Raw genomic sequence first — 17,914 nt, forward strand, 5'->3', positions numbered from 1 at the left:
TCCTTTTTAAAATTTTCTTCCATTTTTACCTGCGATGATAAATCTCAAAGCATTTAATCTTATAAAGCCTGCTGCATCTTTTTGATCATACACAGCATCTTCTTCAAAAGTACAATAAGCCTCGCTAAATAAGCTATCATTCACACTTTCTCTGCCTATTACTATTACATTACCTTTATATAATTCAAGTTTAACTTTACCATTTACATATTTTTGTGACTCATCAATTAAGGCTTGAAGCATTAATCTTTCAGGCGAGAACCAATAGCCATTATAAATTAAACTTGCATATTTTGGCATTAATTCATCTTTTAAATGTGCTGCTTCTCTATCAAGAGTGATACTTTCTATAGCACGGTGTGCTTTTAAAAGTATACTTCCACCCGGAGTTTCATAACAACCTCTACTTTTCATACCCACATAGCGATTTTCAACAATATCAAGACGACCTATACCATGTTTTACACCAAGCTCATTAAGTTTTGCCAAAAGTTGTGCGGGAGACATTTTTTCTTCATTAATAGCACATAAATCGCCTTTACTAAACTCAAGCTCTATCACTTCGCTTTCATTTGGAGTTTCTTTTAAATCTTTCACCCAACGCCACATATCCGCTTCAGGTTTAGCAGCAGGATCTTCAAGTACTAAACCCTCATAAGAAATATGCAATAAATTTGCATCCATAGAATAAGGTGACTTACCTGGCTTTTTAGCTATATCAATACCATGTTTTTGCGCATAAGCTAAAAGTTTTTCACGGCTATTTAAATCCCATTCTCTCCAAGGAGCAATAATGGCTAAATTTGGATTTAGTGCCAAAGCACCTAATTCAAAACGCACTTGATCATTTCCTTTACCTGTTGCTCCATGACTAATAGCATCTGCATTAGTTTTATTTGCTATTTCTACCAAAGCTTTTGCTATCAAAGGTCTTGCTATACTTGTACCTAGTAAATATTCTCCTTCATAAATAGCATTTGCTCTAAACATAGGAAACACATAATCTTTTACAAATTCATCTTTTAAATCTTGAATAAAAATATTTTCTTCTTTTACACCCAAAGAAAGCGCTTTTTTTCTAGCAGGTTCAAGCTCTTCGCCTTGTCCAATATCTGCTGTGAAAGTTACTACTTCACATTTATACTCATCTTGTAGCCATTTTAAAATTATACTTGTATCAAGTCCGCCAGAATATGCTAAAACTACTTTTTTAATATCTTTTTTCATTGTCTTTCCTCTTTGTAAAAAAATGATTGTAAAATTTAACGAATTTAGCTTAATATAATGTAAAATATTTAGACATTTTATAACATTTTCTTGTATTTTTTGATAAAATATTTTTATGAGAATAGATAAATTTTTAAATGTAGTTAATATTACTAAGCGTCGTGCTATTTCAGAAGATATGTGCAAAAGTGGTGTAGTAAGTATAAATAATCAAGTAGTTAAAGCTAGTAAAGAAGTAAAAATTGGCGATGAAATAAGCATTAAATTTATAGAATATACTAATATTTATAAAGTTTTAGACATACCAACAACCAAAAGCATACCAAAAGCTATGCAAGAAAAATATGTGGTAAAAATTCAATGAAAGAAATGATTTTAAGTCAAAATGAGCTTTATAAACTTTGTGAAATTTTGCCTAAAAATGGAGTTATTTTACTTCAAGGGGATTTAGCAAGCGGTAAAACTACTTTGGTGCAAAATTATGCTCAATTTCTTGGAGTAGAAAAAACGCTTAATTCTCCTACATTTTCTATCATGCAAGAGTATGATTTTCAACAAGGTAAAATGTATCATTATGATATTTATCAAGAAGGTTTTGATGGACTTTTAAAAAATGGCTTGATTGAAAATTTTTTTGAAGAAGGTTTGCATTTGGTAGAGTGGGGTGATGAAAAATTAAAAAAATATTTAGATAAATATCAAATTTTTAATATAATTTTACAAATCATTCCTTATGAAAATAAAAGAAAGTATATAATACATGAGTAAGCTAGAAGCTAGAAATTTAGAAAAAATCATTAAAAAAACAAAAATCATACACGATGTTTCGCTAGAAGTGCAAAGTGGAGAAGTTGTAGGACTTTTAGGGCCTAATGGAGCAGGAAAAACTACGAGTTTTTATATGATATGTGGGCTTATTTTACCAACAAGCGGACAGGTGTTTTTAGACTCACAAGATATCACAAAAGAACCGCTTAATAAAAGAGCAAAGCTTGGCATTGGGTATTTGCCTCAAGAAAGTAGTGTTTTTAAAGACTTAAGCGTAGAAGAAAATTTACTTTTAGCCGCCCAAGTAATATATAAGGATAAAAATTTATTAGAACAAAAGATAGAACAAATGCTAGAATTACTTAGCATAGAGCCTATTAGGCACAGAAAAGGTATGAGCTTAAGCGGGGGCGAAAGAAGGCGTTGTGAAATCGCAAGATCACTTATGTGTGATCCTAAATTTTTACTTTTAGATGAACCATTTGCTGGGGTTGATCCTATCGCAGTGAGTGAAATTCAAAGCTTAATTAATGATTTAAAAGCTATGAATATAGGTGTTTTAATCACTGATCATAATGTAAGAGAAACTCTAGCAATTTGCGATAGAGCTTATGTGATTAGAAGCGGAAGGTTGCTAGCTAGTGGCAATGCTAATGAAATTGCACATAATGAAGATGTTAAAAAATACTATCTTGGAAGTGAGTTTAGACTTGAATAATGCTTAAACAAAAAACCTCTATAACGCAAAAAGCAAAACTATCACAAACCTTAAGATCTTGGCTTCCTATATTGCAAGCTAACATTGAAGATCTAAAAGAAAGCTTAGATGAATTTGCTAAAGAAAATCCTTTTATAGAGATCAAAGAAAACTCAAACATTACAAACAATCAAAACAAGTATTATCAAGAATATTTTAGTAAAAATACCACCACGCAAATGATTGATGCAAAAAGCTTGGAAGTAAAAAATGTGTATGAACTTTTAAGTGAGCAAATCATACCACCATTTTTTCCTACTAAAAAATCCCAAACCATTGCTGAAAAAATCATAGAATGTTTAAATCATGAAGGTTATTTTGAATATGATGAAGAAATTTTAGGTGAATTTGATCCTTTAGAAGTAGAAAAAATCAGACAAAGATTTAAGTATCTTGAGCCTATTGGAGTAGGTGCAAAAGACAATCAAGAAGCTTTTATTTTTGCATTAGAGCATTTTGACTTAGATGATGAGGTTTATGAGTTTTGCAAAATGTTAATTTTAAATTTAGAAAATGCAAAAGATTTTATCAAAGATCCTTTGTATAAAAAGGCTATAGCGATAATTAAAAAAATCTCCATTCCACCTTTTTTGGAGTATTTTGAAGAGAGCATGGAAATTATTCCTGATATATTTATTTATCAAGAAAATGGTGAAATTAAAATTAAAATTAATGATGATTATTATCCTGAAATTGCTTTTGAAGCAGATGGTTTAGATCATGAGTTTTTAAGTGCTTATTTAAAAGATGCAAAAAATTTAATCGATGCACTAGCTATGCGTAAAGCTACCCTTTATAAACTAGGGCTTATGATTATAGAATATCAATATGATTTTTTCATGGGTGGGGACATCAAACCTATGCAACTTAAAGATTTAGCACAAGATCTTGAAAGAAATGCTTCTACCATTTCAAGAGCAATTGCAAACAAATACTTAAGTTGTGATAGAGGTTTAATACCTTTAAAATCTTTCTTTACCACCGCAGTTGATGATGGTGAAACTTCTAATGCTACAATCAAAGATTTTCTTAGTAATTTAATTAAAAAAGAAAATCCTAAAAAACCTTTGAGTGATTTGAAAATTCTTGAACTCACTCAAAAAGAATTCCCAAGTGTGCAACTAGGGCGTAGGACTATCACTAAATATCGTATGCAACTTGGTATAGGAAGCTCAAGTGAGCGTAAAAAATTATATGAATTGATGTAGGAAAAGATGAATTTAGAAAGTATTTTTGAAAAAACCATAAAACAAAATGTGCGTTTAGTAGCAGCTAGCAAGTATGTTCAAGATGAACAAATTCGAGAGCTTTTTAAGCAAGGTGTTGTAGAGTTTGGAGAAAATCAAGTCCAAGCTTTAGCTTTAAAAAAAGAAAAACTTCAAGGTTTAGAAATCAAATGGCATTTTATAGGCAATCTTCAAAGTAACAAAATCAATCTTTTAATCAAACAAAACCCATTACTTTGGCAATCTTGCAATGGCTTAAAAATCGCCAAAGCCGTAGATAAAAGACTTGATTATAAATTAGATACTTTATTAGAAATTAATACTGCCAATGAAAGTTCTAAAAGTGGCATAGAGCAAAATAAGGCCATAGAAGAGTATTTACAAATACAAGAAGAGTGTAAAAATTTAAACCTTACAGGCATTATGTGTATAGGCTCTATGGATGAGGAAAAAGTTCAAGAAAGCTTTGAGCAAACTTTTAAAATCTATGAAATTTTACAAAAACACGGGGCAAAAATTTGCTCTATGGGTATGAGTGGGGATTTTGAACTAGCTATAAAATGTGGTTCAAATATGGTGCGTTTGGGGAGTATTTTATTTAAATAAACCCCATTTGTTTTGCTTTTTCTATCATAAAATCTGCGCCATTTTCGCTTTTTAATCCTTGCAAGGCTAAAGATTTTTCTTCTAATGAGAAATTTTCTACTAAATTTAAAAATTGATGTTTTTCTTCTTGGGTTAAAATTTCACATAAATTACGCTCTTTTAAATACAAAGCATTAAAATATTGATGATTTTTAACCGCATATGGATAAGGAATAAAAATACAAGGAAGTAAATTTACACTAAGCTCAAAAAGACTACTTGCGCCTGATCTTGATATAGCTAAATCTGCTTTAAAAATTTTATCCATAATGTTTTTATCAAAGTCAAAAAGCTCTACTTTGACATTTAAATCCTCATAAGCTTTTTTACATCTTTCATAATCATTCTTACCACATTGATGAATGATATTTATACCTTTTTCTTTAAAGTATAAAGCATTTTCTAAAGCAAGGTCATTAATAAATTTAGCCCCTTGAGAGCCACCAAGAAAAATAATATTTTTTAATTCTTTTCTCACTCTTGCTTTTTGAGAAAAAATCTCGCTGATAGGATAAGGACAAAAGAAAGTATTTGCTTTGTTAATTTGATCATCAAAAGCAGTAAAAAAAGCTTTAGAAAAAGGCTTTAAAAGTGAATTTAAACTTCCTATTTTTGAATTTTGCTCATGGATTAAAAGTGGGATATTTGCCATTAAAGCACCAAAAGCGCCTGGGGCACTGCTATATCCACCCACACTAAAAACTACTTTAATATTATGTTCTTTTAAAATTTGTTTTGTTGTTCTTGCAAGTTTTAAAATATGTAAAAATGATTGAACTTTAGCTAAGCCTTTTTTATTAACAACACCTTGAGAGCTTAGAAAATATTTTTTATAAAAACCATTTTCATTTTCAAACCAAAGTCTATCTTGGCCATTTTCACTTCCTATGTAAATACATTCTATGCCTTGTTTTCTTGCGCTTTGCAATAAACATCTAGCTATAGCCAAATGCCCTCCCGTGCCTCCACCTGTAATTGCTATCATTTGTCCTCTTTATTTAGTTTTTCTTCTAAAAATTTAATTCTTTCCTCTAGTTTTTGAATTCTCTCTTTTTGGCTTATTTGAAATTCTTTAATATAAGCAGGTATACCAATAGCTGTTAAATTTGCCCCAACATCTTTTAATACAACTGCATTTGAACCTATTTTTGCATTTTTACCTATGGTAATATTACCTAAAATTTTAGCCCCAGAGCCTATGATCACACCATCTTCTATAGTAGGATGTCTTTTGGTATTTTTATCTAAACTTGTACCACCTAAGGTTACTCCTTGATAGATAATCACATCATTACCAATTATAGCTGTTTCACCTACTACCACACCTATTGCATGATCTATGAATATCCTTCTACCTAGCGTAGCTCCAGGATGCAAATCAACCCCTGTTAAAAACTGAGAAATTCCACTAATCATTCTTGCTATGCGTTTATAATTTTTGATATAAAAAAAATGCGCAAAACGATAATTTACCACAGCCCAAACACCAGGATAGTTAAAAACTAATTCCACCCAAGATCTATATGCAGGATCTTTTTGCTTTGGCATAGAAAAATCTTCTTTGATTAGTTTAAAAATACTCATTTAGAACCTATACTTTTTAAGTATCCATTATCATTTAAAAATAAATAAATTTCACCCAAAATATGTTTTTTTTGATTTTCATTTACAAGTTTTGAAGCATAAATTTTTTCATTAATATTGTCCATAATTGCATGCACATCATAATCAAGATCTTCTAAGGTATCTAAAATAGATTGAGCCTCTAGCACGCTTTCTACTTCAAAACCCTTTTCATTAATACTTATACAAGCTTCGGTTGGATGTGTAAAAAGATTATGCTTCATACCAAGCACTTCTTGATAAGCTCCCACTAGGAAAAATCCTAAAAAATAATCTTCAGCTTCTACATCAATATCATGTAAAAACAAAGGATTATCTTTAGAATAAGAAATTTCCCCATCGCTATCACAAGTTATATCCCATATACTTGCACTTCTAGTTGGCTTTTTATTGAGTCTATCAAGTGGCATGATAGGGAAATTTTGCTCTAAACCCCAAAAATCAGGTAAAGACTGAAATACTGAAAAATTCACTAAATATTTTTCTTGCACTTCATTTTGCAAACTCGATAAATCAGCTTGATCACCCACCAAAGAAATAGCTTTTCTCATAATCAAATGCACTAAAATTTCACTATTAGAGCGATCTTGTAAATCCACATAACCCAAATCAAACAAGGTTAAAATACTCTCCATATGATCAATGCTATCATGTAAATACTCAAGCGCATTAGAAGCTTTAATGTTTTTATACAAATCATAAAGTTCATCAATAAGTTTTGGGTTTTTATCTTTTAATAAAAGCTTGCTTTCTGTGTATTCTTGAGAAAAAAGCTCTAAAACAGGCGCTACTAAAACAGCATGATTAGCTGCTACAAAACGCCCACTTTCTATAAAAATATCAGGCTCTAAATCTTTTTTTTGTTCTGCAATACCTTTTAAAATAAACACAACATCGTTTGCATACTCACTTAAGGTGTAATTTCTGCTTGTTTCGTTTTTAAACTGAGAGTATTCTACCGCTAAACCTCCACCAAGATTAATAGCTTTTAAATTTTTTGCCCCCATTTTTCTAAGCTCGGTGTAGATATTACCCGCTTCATTTAGAGCTTTTTTCAAAGGATGAATTTCAGTAATTTGTGAGCCTAAATGAAAATGTATCATAGTAAATTGCTCTAAAAGTTTATTAGTTTTTAAAAGATTTACCGCTTCAATAAGTTCAGTGGATGTTAAACCAAATTTTGAATTTATACCACCACTTTTTGCCCAAATTCCTACTCCAGCTGAATGCAAACGCACCCTTAAACCTATATTTGGCTTTGGCTTAAAACGATTTTTAGCAATTTCAATCATCGCTTCAAGCTCATTAAGTCCTTCCATAGTTAAAGTGATATTATGACCCATTTCACACGCTATAAAGCCCATATTTATGAGTTCTTTATCTTTAAAACCATTAACTGTTATAGGAGCGCCTTCATTATTATAAGCCATAGCTAGTAAAAGCTCAGCCTTACTTCCTGCTTCTAAGCCATAGTTGTATTCTTTGCCTAGATTGACTAAATTTTTTACAAAACCTGGATATTGATTAACTTTTAAAGGATACACAGCATTAAAAGAACCTTTATAGTTAAATTCTTTTTTTGCTTTAGAAAATTTTTCATAAATCTGCTCAATTTGCTTATGGATTAAATGAGGAAAACGAAGCAATAATGGCCCCTTATAGCCATCATCACGCAAAGTATTTACTATATCTATAATGGCAGGTTTTTTACCATGATTTACACATACTTTGCCATTTTCGATGATAAAATTATTTGCACCCCAAATATTAATACCATAATCAATCATAACTCATTCTCCAAATTTGCTAATTTTATATTTTTAGTATCTTTATTTTCTAAATTTTTATAAAAAATCTCTTCTTTTTGCATTTCATCTTCACCTATACACAAAAAGATTTTAGCATTAGCATTATCTGCTTGGTTTAAATGCTTTGCAAGTTTTTTTGCTTCATAACTTATATATACTTTATGTTTTTTTCTTAAAGTATTTGCTAATTTAAAAATAGTATCTATATAAGCTTCATCCATAGCACAAAGATAAATTCCTTCTCTTGATTTTACGCTTTGTTTTTGCTCTAAAATAGCCATAATCCTTTCTATACCCATAGCAAAACCCACGCCATAACCACTTTTACCATCTAAGTATTCAATTAATCTATCATACCTTCCACCACCTGCTACGGCAGCTTTTGCACCGATTTCATCGCTAACAAACTCAAATGCACTTTTAGAATAATAATCAAGCCCACGCACTAATTTTTCATCACATTCAAATTCAACATCATTTTCTTTTAAAAGTTTTTGTAATTTTTCATAATCTTTCTTGCAACATGAGCATAAATTTTCACTTAGTTTTGGCGCATTTTCGATTAAACTTTGACAATGATCATTTTTACAATCAAGCACTCTAATAGGATTTAAGTCTTTTCTTCTTAAGCAATCTTCACAAAAACCTTCTTTAGAATTTAAAAAAGCTATGAGTTTTTCTTTATATACACCCATACATTCTTTACAGCCTAAAGAATTAATCTTCAAACTTGTGTGAATTTCTAAGCGTTTAAAAATTTCATTTAGCATTAAAATAATACTCGCATCCTCATATACACTTGCCACACCAAAGCTTTCTACTCCAAATTGATGAAATTCACGCAATCTTCCTTTTTGTGGCCTTTCATAGCGAAACATAGAGCCATGATAAAACCATCTTTTAACACTTTGAGCCTTGTCCATTTTAGCTTCTATGTATGATCTTACCACCCCAGCTGTCCCTTCAGGCCTTAAACACACTTCATTGCCTGCTTTATCAACAAATTCATACATTTCTTTGCCAACTATATCAGAGCTTTCTCCAACACTTCTTTTAAAAAGCTTAGTAAGTTCTAAATGCGGACAATTAATAAAAGTAAAACCATAGTTTTTAGCTACTTCTTCACAAGTTTTTACCACTTTTTCATAAAGAGTAGCTTGATCATCTTGTAAATCTTTCATTCCTTTTAAAGCATTAATCATCTATAAAATCCTTAATTTTTTCATGTAAAATTTCAATACTCAAAGAAGCATCTAATTTTAAAATTTTTATATCTATCTTAGTTTTTAAAAACTCTAAAGTTTCTTCTAGGGCATTTTGTATATTTAAAAAATATTCAACCCCTCTTTTTTCAATACTATCTAGATCTTTTTTAGAAAGTCTTTGTGCGATAAGCTCTTTAGAGCCATGCAAAAACACAACCTTTTGTGGAAAAAGTCCACCTGTGGCAAAAGAATTTAACTCAAATAAAATATTTTGATCAAAATCACATCTTGCATAAGCCATATTGGAAATAAAACTACGATCTGAAATGATAAGTTTGTTTTTATTTTGTGCTAAATGCATGTCGATTAAATTTGCTCTATCTGCTAAAAAAAGCAAAAGCTCAGCCTTTTTAGAAAAATGTATTTTGCTTTCTAATAAAATTTTTCTCAAATGCACTCCAAGCTCACTTCCACCTGGCTCTTTAGTAAAAAATGCATTATGAAAATATTTTTTTAAAAGTTCTATCTGTGTGCTTTTACCCACACAATCAACCCCTTCAAAAGCTATATACAATCTCTCTCCTTTAATAAAGGTATAATTTCTTTTGGCACAAGCTTGCTCACATCACCATTATGAGCACAAATTGATCTTACTATGGAGCTTGAAATAAAAGAATTTTTTAAATTTGGCATAAGATATATAGTTTCAAAATCTTCCCAAAGCATGTGATTTGCATAGCCAAGTTGTAATTCATACTCAAAATCACTCACTGCTCTTAAGCCTCTTATAATGATATTTATTTGCAAATTTTTAGCAAGATCTACTAGTAAGTTATCAAAAGTTGTAATTTTAACATTTTTTAAGTCTTTTGTAGCAATTTTTACCATTTTTTCTCTATGTTCCAAGCCAAACATAGGCTTTTTGCTTTCACTTTTAGCTATAGCAACTACCACCTCTTCAAACATCTTGCTAGCTCTAATGATAACATCTAAATGTCCATTAGTGATAGGATCAAATGTTCCTGGATACACACAACTAGCCATCACTGCCACCTTTGGTATAAATTATGCTCGATATTTGCTAAATCAAGCCATTTTCCTATGATAAATTCATATAACTTTTCTAAATTATCAACCTTAGCATAACTTGCTATTACAGGAGGAGCAATGATAACTCCATAGCTAGAAAGTTTAGCCATTTGTTCTAAATTTAAAGTAGAATAGGGCATTTCCCTTACCCCAAGTATGAGTTTTTTACGTTCTTTTAAAGCCACTCCTGCAGCTCTTGTAAGTAAAGTATCATTTATACCACAAGCAATTTTTGCCAAAGTATTAATCGAGCAAGGTGTGATAAAAGTCGTTTCTATGCCAAAAGATCCGCTTGCAACGCATTGACTAATATCTTCATTATCTAAAAAATTTACATGTTCAAGCTCAAATTTATCTTTTATGTGTTGCAAAAAGTCTATATTTTCTAAAAGAGAATTTTCTTTTGTAAAGCTTATTTTTGCATTTTTACTCACAATGGCATAAATTTGCCCTTTTTCTTTTAAATGTTTTAACAATAAAAAACCAAGTTCACAAGAACTAGCCCCGCTAATACCTACTAAAATTTTTTTCATTTTAGCTCCACATAATTTTTACTAATAACTTTACCATGCACGACTTTTCCATCTTTGTTTTTAAGGCGAATTCTTTGGTTTAAATTCCCACTTTGCAAGGCTTTTAATTCTATCATCATGCTTAAATCCCCATCTTTGATAATACCATAAACAGAATCATTTCTTTGTATAAGGGTTTTGGTTTTAAACATATTATATTTTAAAATCATATTTTCTCTTATATTGCTTTTGGCTATTAAATTTGCGATTTCATCTTTTTTTAATACACCTTGAGGGGCTTTATCAAAAGGAATTTTTAAAATTTTAAAACTAGCAGGACTTAAATTTTCATTACGCGAAATAGGACGCGTAGTTTGCAAAACTTCTAATTTTGCCTTTAAAAAATACTTAAAAAATATATTTTTTTTAAACTGCTCTGGAGTTTTAAATTCAGCCTTTATAAAACCATCGGCTCTATCAAAATTATGATTACCTAGCTTTAAAAAAATATATTGATTAAAATCAGCAGGCAAACTTGATTGAGTGTTAAGATCTAAAGAAATGATTTCTAACTGCGGATAATTTATTTTAAATTCTTTAATCAAAGCTAATTTTACTTCATCAAAATTCGAAGCAAAACTTAAAGTATAGAAAAATAAAACTAGAATGATTTGTTTAAAAAACAATACAGCAACCTCTTATATAAAATATATTAATTATATAATACATCAAAAAAGTTTGATTTTAGTTAAAAGAAGTGGAGCGGGAAACGAGATTCGAACTCGCGACCCCAACCTTGGCAAGGTTGTGCTCTACCCCTGAGCTATTCCCGCATTTTGAAAGTAGAGTGTGATTTTATCAAAACTTTATTTTATTGTCAAGTTTTTAAAATTAAGGAATGTTTTTTGCTTGTAGTTATTAAATTTTAAAAGGAGCAACTCATGCAAGTAAATGATAAAAATAGTCCGCTAGCCCTAAACAATATGACAAAAATCAAAGAAAAAAACACATCTTCAGATGAATTTCAAGCTACACTTAATGCACTTAAAGACAAAGAGGAAAAAGAGTATAAAAAAGATAGCAATAATGCTTTTAGTAATACAGATTTAAATATAGGTTCGATTTCTAAAGATTATAGCGTATATGCTTGGGAGAAATTACGCCAAAGCAAATACCAAAAAAATGAAGAAAATATCTTAAACAATCTTTTTAAAACTTTAGATAAAGCAAGAAGTTAATCATTCAAAATAGGGTAGTGCAATACCCTATTAAATTTTTAAAACTTTAACTTCTTGATCTTTTACTAATTTTGTATCATCAATTTGCGTGATTAAAATATGCGTGTTTTCACATAAAGGTTTTAGCATACCTGAGCCAAATTTAGCTTCACTTGGTTTAAAATATCCATCGACTAATTTTCCAAAAGCAAAATCATTTCTTTGACCTTTGAAATTTAAATCTTTAGTCAATCTTGCTTTATCAAATTCCAAAAAATCTTTACCATAAAGCAAATTGAGTATATTTTTTGCAAAAATATGCGTTGAAACTAAAGAGGCTAAAGGATTTCCTGGTAGGGCTAGAAAAAGCATATCGCTTTTGCTAAAAAGTTTTACATGCTTGCAAAGTTTAGCATTTACTTTTTCAAAAATAGAGCTAAAATCACACTCAAGTAAAGCTTGTTTGATAAAATCAGCCTCACCCACGCTAGCTCCACCACTGCTTATAAGCATATCAAATTCTTTATTTTCTAAAAGCTTTTTATATGCATTTAAATCATCTTTTATAAGTCCTAAATACTCAACATCAGCATAATCTTGCAAAATAGCATAAATACCAAAAGCATTTGCATTATATATGCTGTATTCATCAGCATTTTCCCAAGGTTCTACAAGCTCATCTCCACTTGAAAAAATCCCAATACGCATTTTCTTAACTACTTTTAGCTCATAAATTCCTTGAGCAGCAAGCATAGCTACCATACCTGAGGTGATTTTTTGCCCCTTTTTAAACAAAAGCTCTCCAAGCTTTGCTTCCTCGCCTTTAAAACGGATGGCATTGTTTTCTTTAGCGTTTTTGGCATTGAGCTTTTCATCTTCAAGCAAAGCTTCTTCAAACATTAAAATGGTATTTGCATTTTGAGGAATTTTAGCTCCTGTCATGATTTTATAGCATTCATTTTTTTCTATAATATAATCATTTTTATCGCCTGCTAAAATACTTCCTTTTATTTTTAGCAATTCATTCTTATGTATATAATTTAGCGCATAGCCATCTAGGGCAGAATTATCAAAAGCGGGTAGGTTTTTTTTCACAAAAACATCTTCATATAAAATACACCCCAAAGCCTGTGTTAAATTTACTCTTTGAAATTCATTTTTTGCTTTGATTTGTTCTTTTAAAAAATCTAAAGTTGCAAAAATATCTCTCATTCTTCAAGCCTTCTTATACTTGCGCCTAGTTTTTTAAATTTTTCTTCTAAATTTTCATATCCTCTATCAAGATGATAAATTCTATGAATTTTGCTTGTGCCTTTAGCTGCTAAAGCTGCTAAAATCAAAGCAGAAGACGCACGCAAATCAGTAGCCATAACATCAGCCCCCAAAAGCTCTTTAGTACCATTTATAGTAGCAATATGCCCGTTTAATCTTATATCAGCTCCCATTCTTAAAAGCTCACTTACATGCATAAAACGATTTTCAAATAATCTCTCATCAATAATACTTGCACCATTTGCTTTTAAAGCTAAAGCCATAAATTGTGCTTGCATATCCGTTGGAAAACCTGGATATTCGCTAGTTAAAATTTCAACTGGTTTGATTTCTTTAGCAGGATTTATACTAATACTATCTTCATTAATATCAAAGCTAAAACCCATTTGCTCTAGCTTTGCTAAAACTGCACTAAGATGGCTTGCATTGACTTTTTTTAGAGTGATTTTTGAGTTAGTGATAGCTCCTGCACACAAATAAGTTCCTGCTTCAATACGATCAGGAATGATTTCAAAAGGTTTAAATTCTAAAAGTTCTCCACTTGTACCATAAATTTCAAGCTCAGAAGATCCTATGCCTTGTATATCAAGCCCAGCCCTAGCTAAAACCTCACAAAGTTGCACCACTTCAGGCTCTTTAGCAACATTTAAAAGTCTAGTTTTACCATGAGCTAGAGCTGCTGCCATGATGATATTTTCACTGCCTGTAACAGTGATTTTATCAAACATCACATCAGCGCCTCTAAGCTCTCCACTAGCTACCACATAACCTTGCTTAATCTCAATATTAGCTCCCATTTTTTCTAAAGCTAAAAGGTGTAAATCAATAGGGCGTTGGCCTATAGCACAACCTCCTGGTAAAGAAACCTCACAATTTCCAAATCTAGCTAGTAAAGGCCCTAAGGTAAGTATAGAGGCACGCATTTTACGCACGATGTCGTATTTTGCTATGGTTTTATTTAAGTGTTTTGTATTTATTTTTGCAAAATTGTCTTTAAAAGTATAATTTGCCCCTAAATTTTCAAGTAAAGAAAGTAGGGTGCAAATATCTGCTACATTTGGTAAATTTGAAATTTGCACTTCATTTTTAGCTAAAATACTTGAAGCTATCAAAGGGAGTGCAGCGTTTTTTGCACCACTTATTATCACTTCTCCATTTAACTTTTCAACACCATCAATCTCTAAATAAGTCATCAATTTTCCTTAAAATATATACATAATGATATAATAATATTTTACTACAAATATTATATAAATTAATAAGATTAAAGGTGTTTTTTGGGAGTTTTTCTAGTCATACTTGGTGGGATATTTTGGGCCATAAGTGGGGTTTTGGCTGAGTATTTGTTTAAAAATCATTATTCTGCTGAATGGGTAAGTTTTTATCGTTTGCTTTTTACCGGCGTTATTTTAATAATTTTGGGTGTAAAAAATTTCAAACTAAAATTACTAAAGCAAAAAGAAGAACTTAGCTCTCTTTTAATTTTTTCTATCTTTGGTTTATTGATAACTCAATATGGTTATTTTAAAGCTATTTATTATACCGATGCAGGAACTGCCACGATGATACAATACAATGCACCATTAATCATAATGCTTTTTATGTGTTTTAAAAATAAAATTTTACCTAAAAAAGTAGAACTAATCGCTTTGTTTTTAATACTTTTTGCCTTATTTTTACTTATAACAAATGGAGATATTAATACATTAAAACTTGATATAAGAGGTGTTATTTGGGCTTTTTTTGGAGCTCTTGGAGTGGCATTTTATTCTTTGAGTGCTAGACTTATCATAGTAAAATATGGCTTATTTTTAATCATGGGTTTAGCTAGTTTATTTGCTTCTTTTTTGCTTTTTGTATTATTACAAGGAAATATCCCAAAACATGATTTTTCTTTAAACTCCTTTTTGGCTATGAGCGCGATTGTATTTATAGGTACAATAGGGGCTTTTTGTTTATATTTAAAAGGAGTTGAATTAATAGGGGCTTTTAAAGCTAGTATGATAGCTTGTATAGAACCTGTGGCTGCTGCTTTTATGAGTTTTTTATTTTTAGGGACTATTTATAGCGTGATTGATCTTTTTGCTTTTGCTTTGATCATTCTTAGTGTGTTTTTAAATGCCAAAAAACACTAAGAATAAGTGATTAAAAAATACTAGATAAAATTATCTAGGTTCTATCGTGAAGTTTTTTTGCTACTTCTGCGGCTAATTTTAGCTTTTCATTATCAAAGTGTGTGTAAATTCTTGAAGTATTTAAACTCGCATGCCCTAGTGCTTCTTGGACTAAAACTAAATCTTTTTGTTTTTTATAAAGTAGAGTAGCAAAAGTATGTCTTAACATATGGGCTCCATTTTTTTGCTTGCGAATTCCTGCTTTAAATAAAATTTGTTCTACTATACGCGAAACATAAGCTTGGGTTAGGGCTTTGCCATTGCGATTGACAAATAAAAGTCCATCATAAGAAAGATAATTTACCCTTACATCTTTTAAAAGATGTTCTATAAGCTCTTTTTTAATCATCACAACGCGGTATTTATTACCTTTAGCTCTAATGCGTATAATATAAAGATCATTTTCTTCACTAATATCTTTTAATTTTATATTAATAGCTTCACTAACCCTAATTCCTGTAAAAATGATGATTTTAATAATCAAGCGATTGCGTATGGTATTACTTTTAAAATCTGTATTGTCAATAGCATCTAAAAATTTACTCACTTCATCTTCACTCATATACTCAGGTAGCTTAACTCCCTTAGAACCACTTACACCTGCCCAATTTTTAAGATTAATATCAAAAATGTGTGCCTTTTGATCTTCTTCATTTTGTTTATCTAAAAATGCAAAAAAATTAATCACAGCTATGCGGTAGTTTTTCTTACTCGCATCAGACAAAGAAGCACTAATACTTGCTAAAATTTCTACTAAAAGCTCTTCATCGATTTGTTTTAGTGAATAAAGCTTATAAAATAACAAATACTCATAAAGTTTTTTCAAAGGATTAAAATATGTATTTACACCGCTAAGTCCTGCATTTCTTGCTTTTTTTACATAAGCATCAAGCTCTTGTATATTTTTAACACCCTTGCTTAAGGCTAAATTTACTACAGCCAAAGCTTGAGGGTCTTTTAATTCCTTATTTGATAAAGAATTTAGTTTAAATTTCACATATCTACAAAGCCAAAATAAAAATGACCTTTCAAAATTTTCTTCACAATCTAGAGGATATTTCATCACTCATTCTCCAAAGCTTTCAAAGTAGCCATTTTTGCATGAATATATGCACTATCAAATAGCTTTTTAGAGCTTTCTTTTATAATCAAACCAAGTTCAGTACAACCCAAAATCACTCCTTGAACCTCCGAAAATTGAGCAATCAAATCACATAAATATCTTTTTGATTTTTCATTTATAATACCTTTGCAAAGTTCATTAAAAATAATGTCATTAAGCTTTAAAATATCATCATTTTTGGGAATAAAAACTTCAATCTTTGAATTAATTAAAAGTTGTTTATAAAAATCTTCTTGCATAGTGTATTTTGTCCCTAATAACAACACTTTATCAATATTTTGCTCTTGAAGTTCTAAAAGCATAGCTTTAGCTATATGTAAGATAGGAATTTGAATGTTTTTTTGTATATTTTCATAACATTTATGCATAGTATTAGTGCAAATTAATATAAAATCAACTCCACTTTTTTGCAAAAGTAGGGCATGTTGGGTTAAAATTTCACTTGCTTTTTGCCAATCATTCTTTCGTTGGCATTCTTCTATTTCTTCAAAATCAACGCTAGTTAAAACTATCTTAGCACTATGTAATTTTCCTAATTTTTCATTTGTTAATTTATTGATAATTTCATAATAACTAAGTGTGCTTTCATAACTCATTCCGCCTATTAAACCTATGGTTTTCAATTTTTTTTCCTTTTAAAATTAATATAAAAATTATAAAAAAATCTTACTTAAAAAATATCAAGCTATAATTATAAAAACAAAATAGGGTGATGATATGTTTTTTAAGAAAAAAACCGCGCAAAAGCAAGTAAAACAAAACAATATTTCAAAACAAGATAATACTTTAAATAATGACTTTGCACAAGAAAAAAGACTTTACGAATTTAGAGAAAATATGAAAAAACTTAGCAAAAATGAAAATAGTGCTAAACTTTTAGCAAAACAACTTTCAAGATTGATTCAAAAATCCAAATAAAATCAAAAACTCCACACAAGTTAAACTTTTGTATTAATTTCTTTTTTTACTCATCATTTTAACTTTTTTAGTCTATAAAAATATTTTAACTTAAACTTAATATATATGTAAAATTATATGATAAATAGTAAAATATTGAAATTATATATATTTTGTATTGAAAACTATAATTTTCAAACTTTTATATTTATCTGTTTATACATAAGTAAAATATATTTAAAAATACCTATAATATAGTATTTTAAAGCATTTTATTTTTTGGATGAAAATAATTTATCCATAAAAAAATAAGTATAATTTTTTGAAAAATATTATAAGTTATTTTATGCAGCTATAAAAGACTAAAGATG

General features: G+C 29.8%; 21 protein-coding genes and 1 tRNA gene. 8 read left to right on the top strand and 14 right to left on the bottom strand.

Annotated features, from left to right (window positions below; genetic code table 11):
- Positions 1-6: 6 nt before the first annotated feature.
- On the bottom strand, positions 7-1,227 hold the full coding sequence (locus L8X27_RS01380; RefSeq protein WP_263661354.1) for an argininosuccinate synthase: 1,221 nt from the start codon (positions 1,225-1,227) through the stop codon (positions 7-9).
- 115 nt (positions 1,228-1,342) lie between these two features.
- Here L8X27_RS01380 and L8X27_RS01385 point away from each other — a divergent pair, with 115 nt between their 5' ends.
- Genes L8X27_RS01385 through L8X27_RS01405 form a run of 5 tightly spaced genes read left to right on the top strand, consistent with a single transcriptional unit; the run spans position 1,343 to position 4,584 of the window.
- A complete protein-coding gene (locus tag L8X27_RS01385; protein ID WP_039618276.1) occupies positions 1,343-1,591 on the top strand; it encodes an RNA-binding S4 domain-containing protein in 249 nt (82 codons plus the stop codon).
- On the top strand, positions 1,588-1,995 hold the full coding sequence (gene tsaE / locus L8X27_RS01390; protein ID WP_133318901.1) for a tRNA (adenosine(37)-N6)-threonylcarbamoyltransferase complex ATPase subunit type 1 TsaE: 408 nt from the start codon (positions 1,588-1,590) through the stop codon (positions 1,993-1,995). Before L8X27_RS01385 ends, tsaE begins: the two co-directional genes overlap by 4 nt.
- Positions 1,988-2,713 carry an LPS export ABC transporter ATP-binding protein gene (gene lptB / locus L8X27_RS01395; RefSeq protein ID WP_039618272.1) on the top strand — a complete coding sequence of 242 codons (726 nt, stop codon included), beginning with the start codon at positions 1,988-1,990 and terminating at the stop codon, positions 2,711-2,713. The genes tsaE and lptB overlap by 8 nt, the downstream gene beginning before the upstream one ends.
- Positions 2,713-3,960 (top strand): RNA polymerase factor sigma-54, encoded by a 1,248-nt coding sequence (locus tag L8X27_RS01400; RefSeq protein ID WP_263680980.1) that lies wholly within the window; start codon positions 2,713-2,715, stop codon positions 3,958-3,960. Before lptB ends, L8X27_RS01400 begins: the two co-directional genes overlap by 1 nt.
- Positions 3,961-3,966: 6 nt before the next feature.
- On the top strand, positions 3,967-4,584 hold the full coding sequence (locus tag L8X27_RS01405) for a YggS family pyridoxal phosphate-dependent enzyme (RefSeq protein WP_263680981.1): 618 nt from the start codon (positions 3,967-3,969) through the stop codon (positions 4,582-4,584).
- Here the strand turns inward: L8X27_RS01405 and L8X27_RS01410 are convergent.
- From L8X27_RS01410 to L8X27_RS01450, 9 genes are all read right to left on the bottom strand, one after another.
- The gene (locus L8X27_RS01410) at positions 4,577-5,608 is read right to left on the bottom strand and encodes a UDP-N-acetylglucosamine--N-acetylmuramyl-(pentapeptide) pyrophosphoryl-undecaprenol N-acetylglucosamine transferase (RefSeq protein WP_263680982.1); all 1,032 of its coding nucleotides are present in this window, start codon (positions 5,606-5,608) and stop codon (positions 4,577-4,579) included. The two genes, L8X27_RS01405 and L8X27_RS01410, sit on opposite strands and share 8 nt — an antisense overlap.
- A complete protein-coding gene (gene cysE / locus L8X27_RS01415; protein WP_133318905.1) occupies positions 5,605-6,207 on the bottom strand; it encodes a serine O-acetyltransferase in 603 nt (200 codons plus the stop codon). Before cysE ends, L8X27_RS01410 begins: the two co-directional genes overlap by 4 nt.
- Positions 6,204-8,033, bottom strand: coding sequence for a biosynthetic arginine decarboxylase (gene speA / locus L8X27_RS01420; RefSeq protein WP_263680983.1), 1,830 nt, complete (start codon positions 8,031-8,033; stop codon positions 6,204-6,206). Before speA ends, cysE begins: the two co-directional genes overlap by 4 nt.
- Positions 8,030-9,256, bottom strand: a complete 1,227-nt coding sequence (gene hisS / locus L8X27_RS01425) for a histidine--tRNA ligase (RefSeq protein WP_263680984.1) — start codon at positions 9,254-9,256, stop codon at positions 8,030-8,032. Before hisS ends, speA begins: the two co-directional genes overlap by 4 nt.
- Positions 9,249-9,833 carry a dTMP kinase gene (tmk, locus tag L8X27_RS01430; RefSeq protein WP_263671341.1) on the bottom strand — a complete coding sequence of 195 codons (585 nt, stop codon included), beginning with the start codon at positions 9,831-9,833 and terminating at the stop codon, positions 9,249-9,251. The genes hisS and tmk overlap by 8 nt, the downstream gene beginning before the upstream one ends.
- Complete coding sequence (coaD, locus tag L8X27_RS01435) at positions 9,824-10,303, bottom strand: pantetheine-phosphate adenylyltransferase (protein ID WP_263671339.1); 480 nt, start codon at positions 10,301-10,303, stop codon at positions 9,824-9,826. The genes tmk and coaD overlap by 10 nt, the downstream gene beginning before the upstream one ends.
- Positions 10,303-10,881, bottom strand: coding sequence for a UbiX family flavin prenyltransferase (locus L8X27_RS01440; protein ID WP_263680985.1), 579 nt, complete (start codon positions 10,879-10,881; stop codon positions 10,303-10,305). Before L8X27_RS01440 ends, coaD begins: the two co-directional genes overlap by 1 nt.
- Positions 10,878-11,546, bottom strand: a complete 669-nt coding sequence (flgA, locus tag L8X27_RS01445) for a flagellar basal body P-ring formation chaperone FlgA (protein WP_263662435.1) — start codon at positions 11,544-11,546, stop codon at positions 10,878-10,880. The genes L8X27_RS01440 and flgA overlap by 4 nt, the downstream gene beginning before the upstream one ends.
- Before the next feature lie 72 nt (positions 11,547-11,618).
- Positions 11,619-11,693, bottom strand: a tRNA-Gly gene (locus L8X27_RS01450).
- A gap of 108 nt (positions 11,694-11,801) precedes the next feature.
- Between L8X27_RS01450 and L8X27_RS01455 the strand changes: the two genes are divergently transcribed.
- On the top strand, positions 11,802-12,098 hold the full coding sequence (locus tag L8X27_RS01455) for an invasion antigen C (RefSeq protein ID WP_039668370.1): 297 nt from the start codon (positions 11,802-11,804) through the stop codon (positions 12,096-12,098).
- 30 nt (positions 12,099-12,128) lie between these two features.
- On the opposite strand, the gene L8X27_RS01460 is transcribed toward L8X27_RS01455, so the two are convergent.
- Both L8X27_RS01460 and murA read right to left on the bottom strand, forming a co-directional pair.
- Positions 12,129-13,289 (bottom strand): molybdopterin molybdotransferase MoeA, encoded by a 1,161-nt coding sequence (locus L8X27_RS01460; RefSeq protein WP_263680986.1) that lies wholly within the window; start codon positions 13,287-13,289, stop codon positions 12,129-12,131.
- Positions 13,286-14,542 carry a UDP-N-acetylglucosamine 1-carboxyvinyltransferase gene (gene murA, locus L8X27_RS01465; RefSeq protein ID WP_263680987.1) on the bottom strand — a complete coding sequence of 419 codons (1,257 nt, stop codon included), beginning with the start codon at positions 14,540-14,542 and terminating at the stop codon, positions 13,286-13,288. The genes L8X27_RS01460 and murA overlap by 4 nt, the downstream gene beginning before the upstream one ends.
- Positions 14,543-14,626: 84 nt before the next feature.
- On the opposite strand from murA, the gene L8X27_RS01470 reads away from it, so the two are divergent.
- Positions 14,627-15,484, top strand: coding sequence for a DMT family transporter (locus L8X27_RS01470; protein ID WP_263661343.1), 858 nt, complete (start codon positions 14,627-14,629; stop codon positions 15,482-15,484).
- A 34-nt stretch (positions 15,485-15,518) separates the two neighbouring features.
- Here L8X27_RS01470 and L8X27_RS01475 read toward each other — a convergent pair whose 3' ends face one another.
- Positions 15,519-16,586 (bottom strand): tyrosine-type recombinase/integrase, encoded by a 1,068-nt coding sequence (locus L8X27_RS01475; protein ID WP_263680990.1) that lies wholly within the window; start codon positions 16,584-16,586, stop codon positions 15,519-15,521.
- Positions 16,586-17,269 (bottom strand): aspartate/glutamate racemase family protein, encoded by a 684-nt coding sequence (locus tag L8X27_RS01480; protein WP_263661341.1) that lies wholly within the window; start codon positions 17,267-17,269, stop codon positions 16,586-16,588. Before L8X27_RS01480 ends, L8X27_RS01475 begins: the two co-directional genes overlap by 1 nt.
- A 94-nt stretch (positions 17,270-17,363) precedes the next feature.
- On the opposite strand from L8X27_RS01480, the gene L8X27_RS01485 reads away from it, so the two are divergent.
- A complete protein-coding gene (locus L8X27_RS01485) occupies positions 17,364-17,564 on the top strand; it encodes a molybdenum cofactor biosynthesis protein (protein WP_133318915.1) in 201 nt (66 codons plus the stop codon).
- The last annotated feature ends 350 nt before the right edge of the window (positions 17,565-17,914 follow it).

The sequence above is a fragment of the Campylobacter sp. CNRCH_2015_1657 genome (genome assembly GCF_025772685.1).
Taxonomy (GTDB): Bacteria; Campylobacterota; Campylobacteria; order Campylobacterales; family Campylobacteraceae; genus Campylobacter_D; species Campylobacter_D lari_D.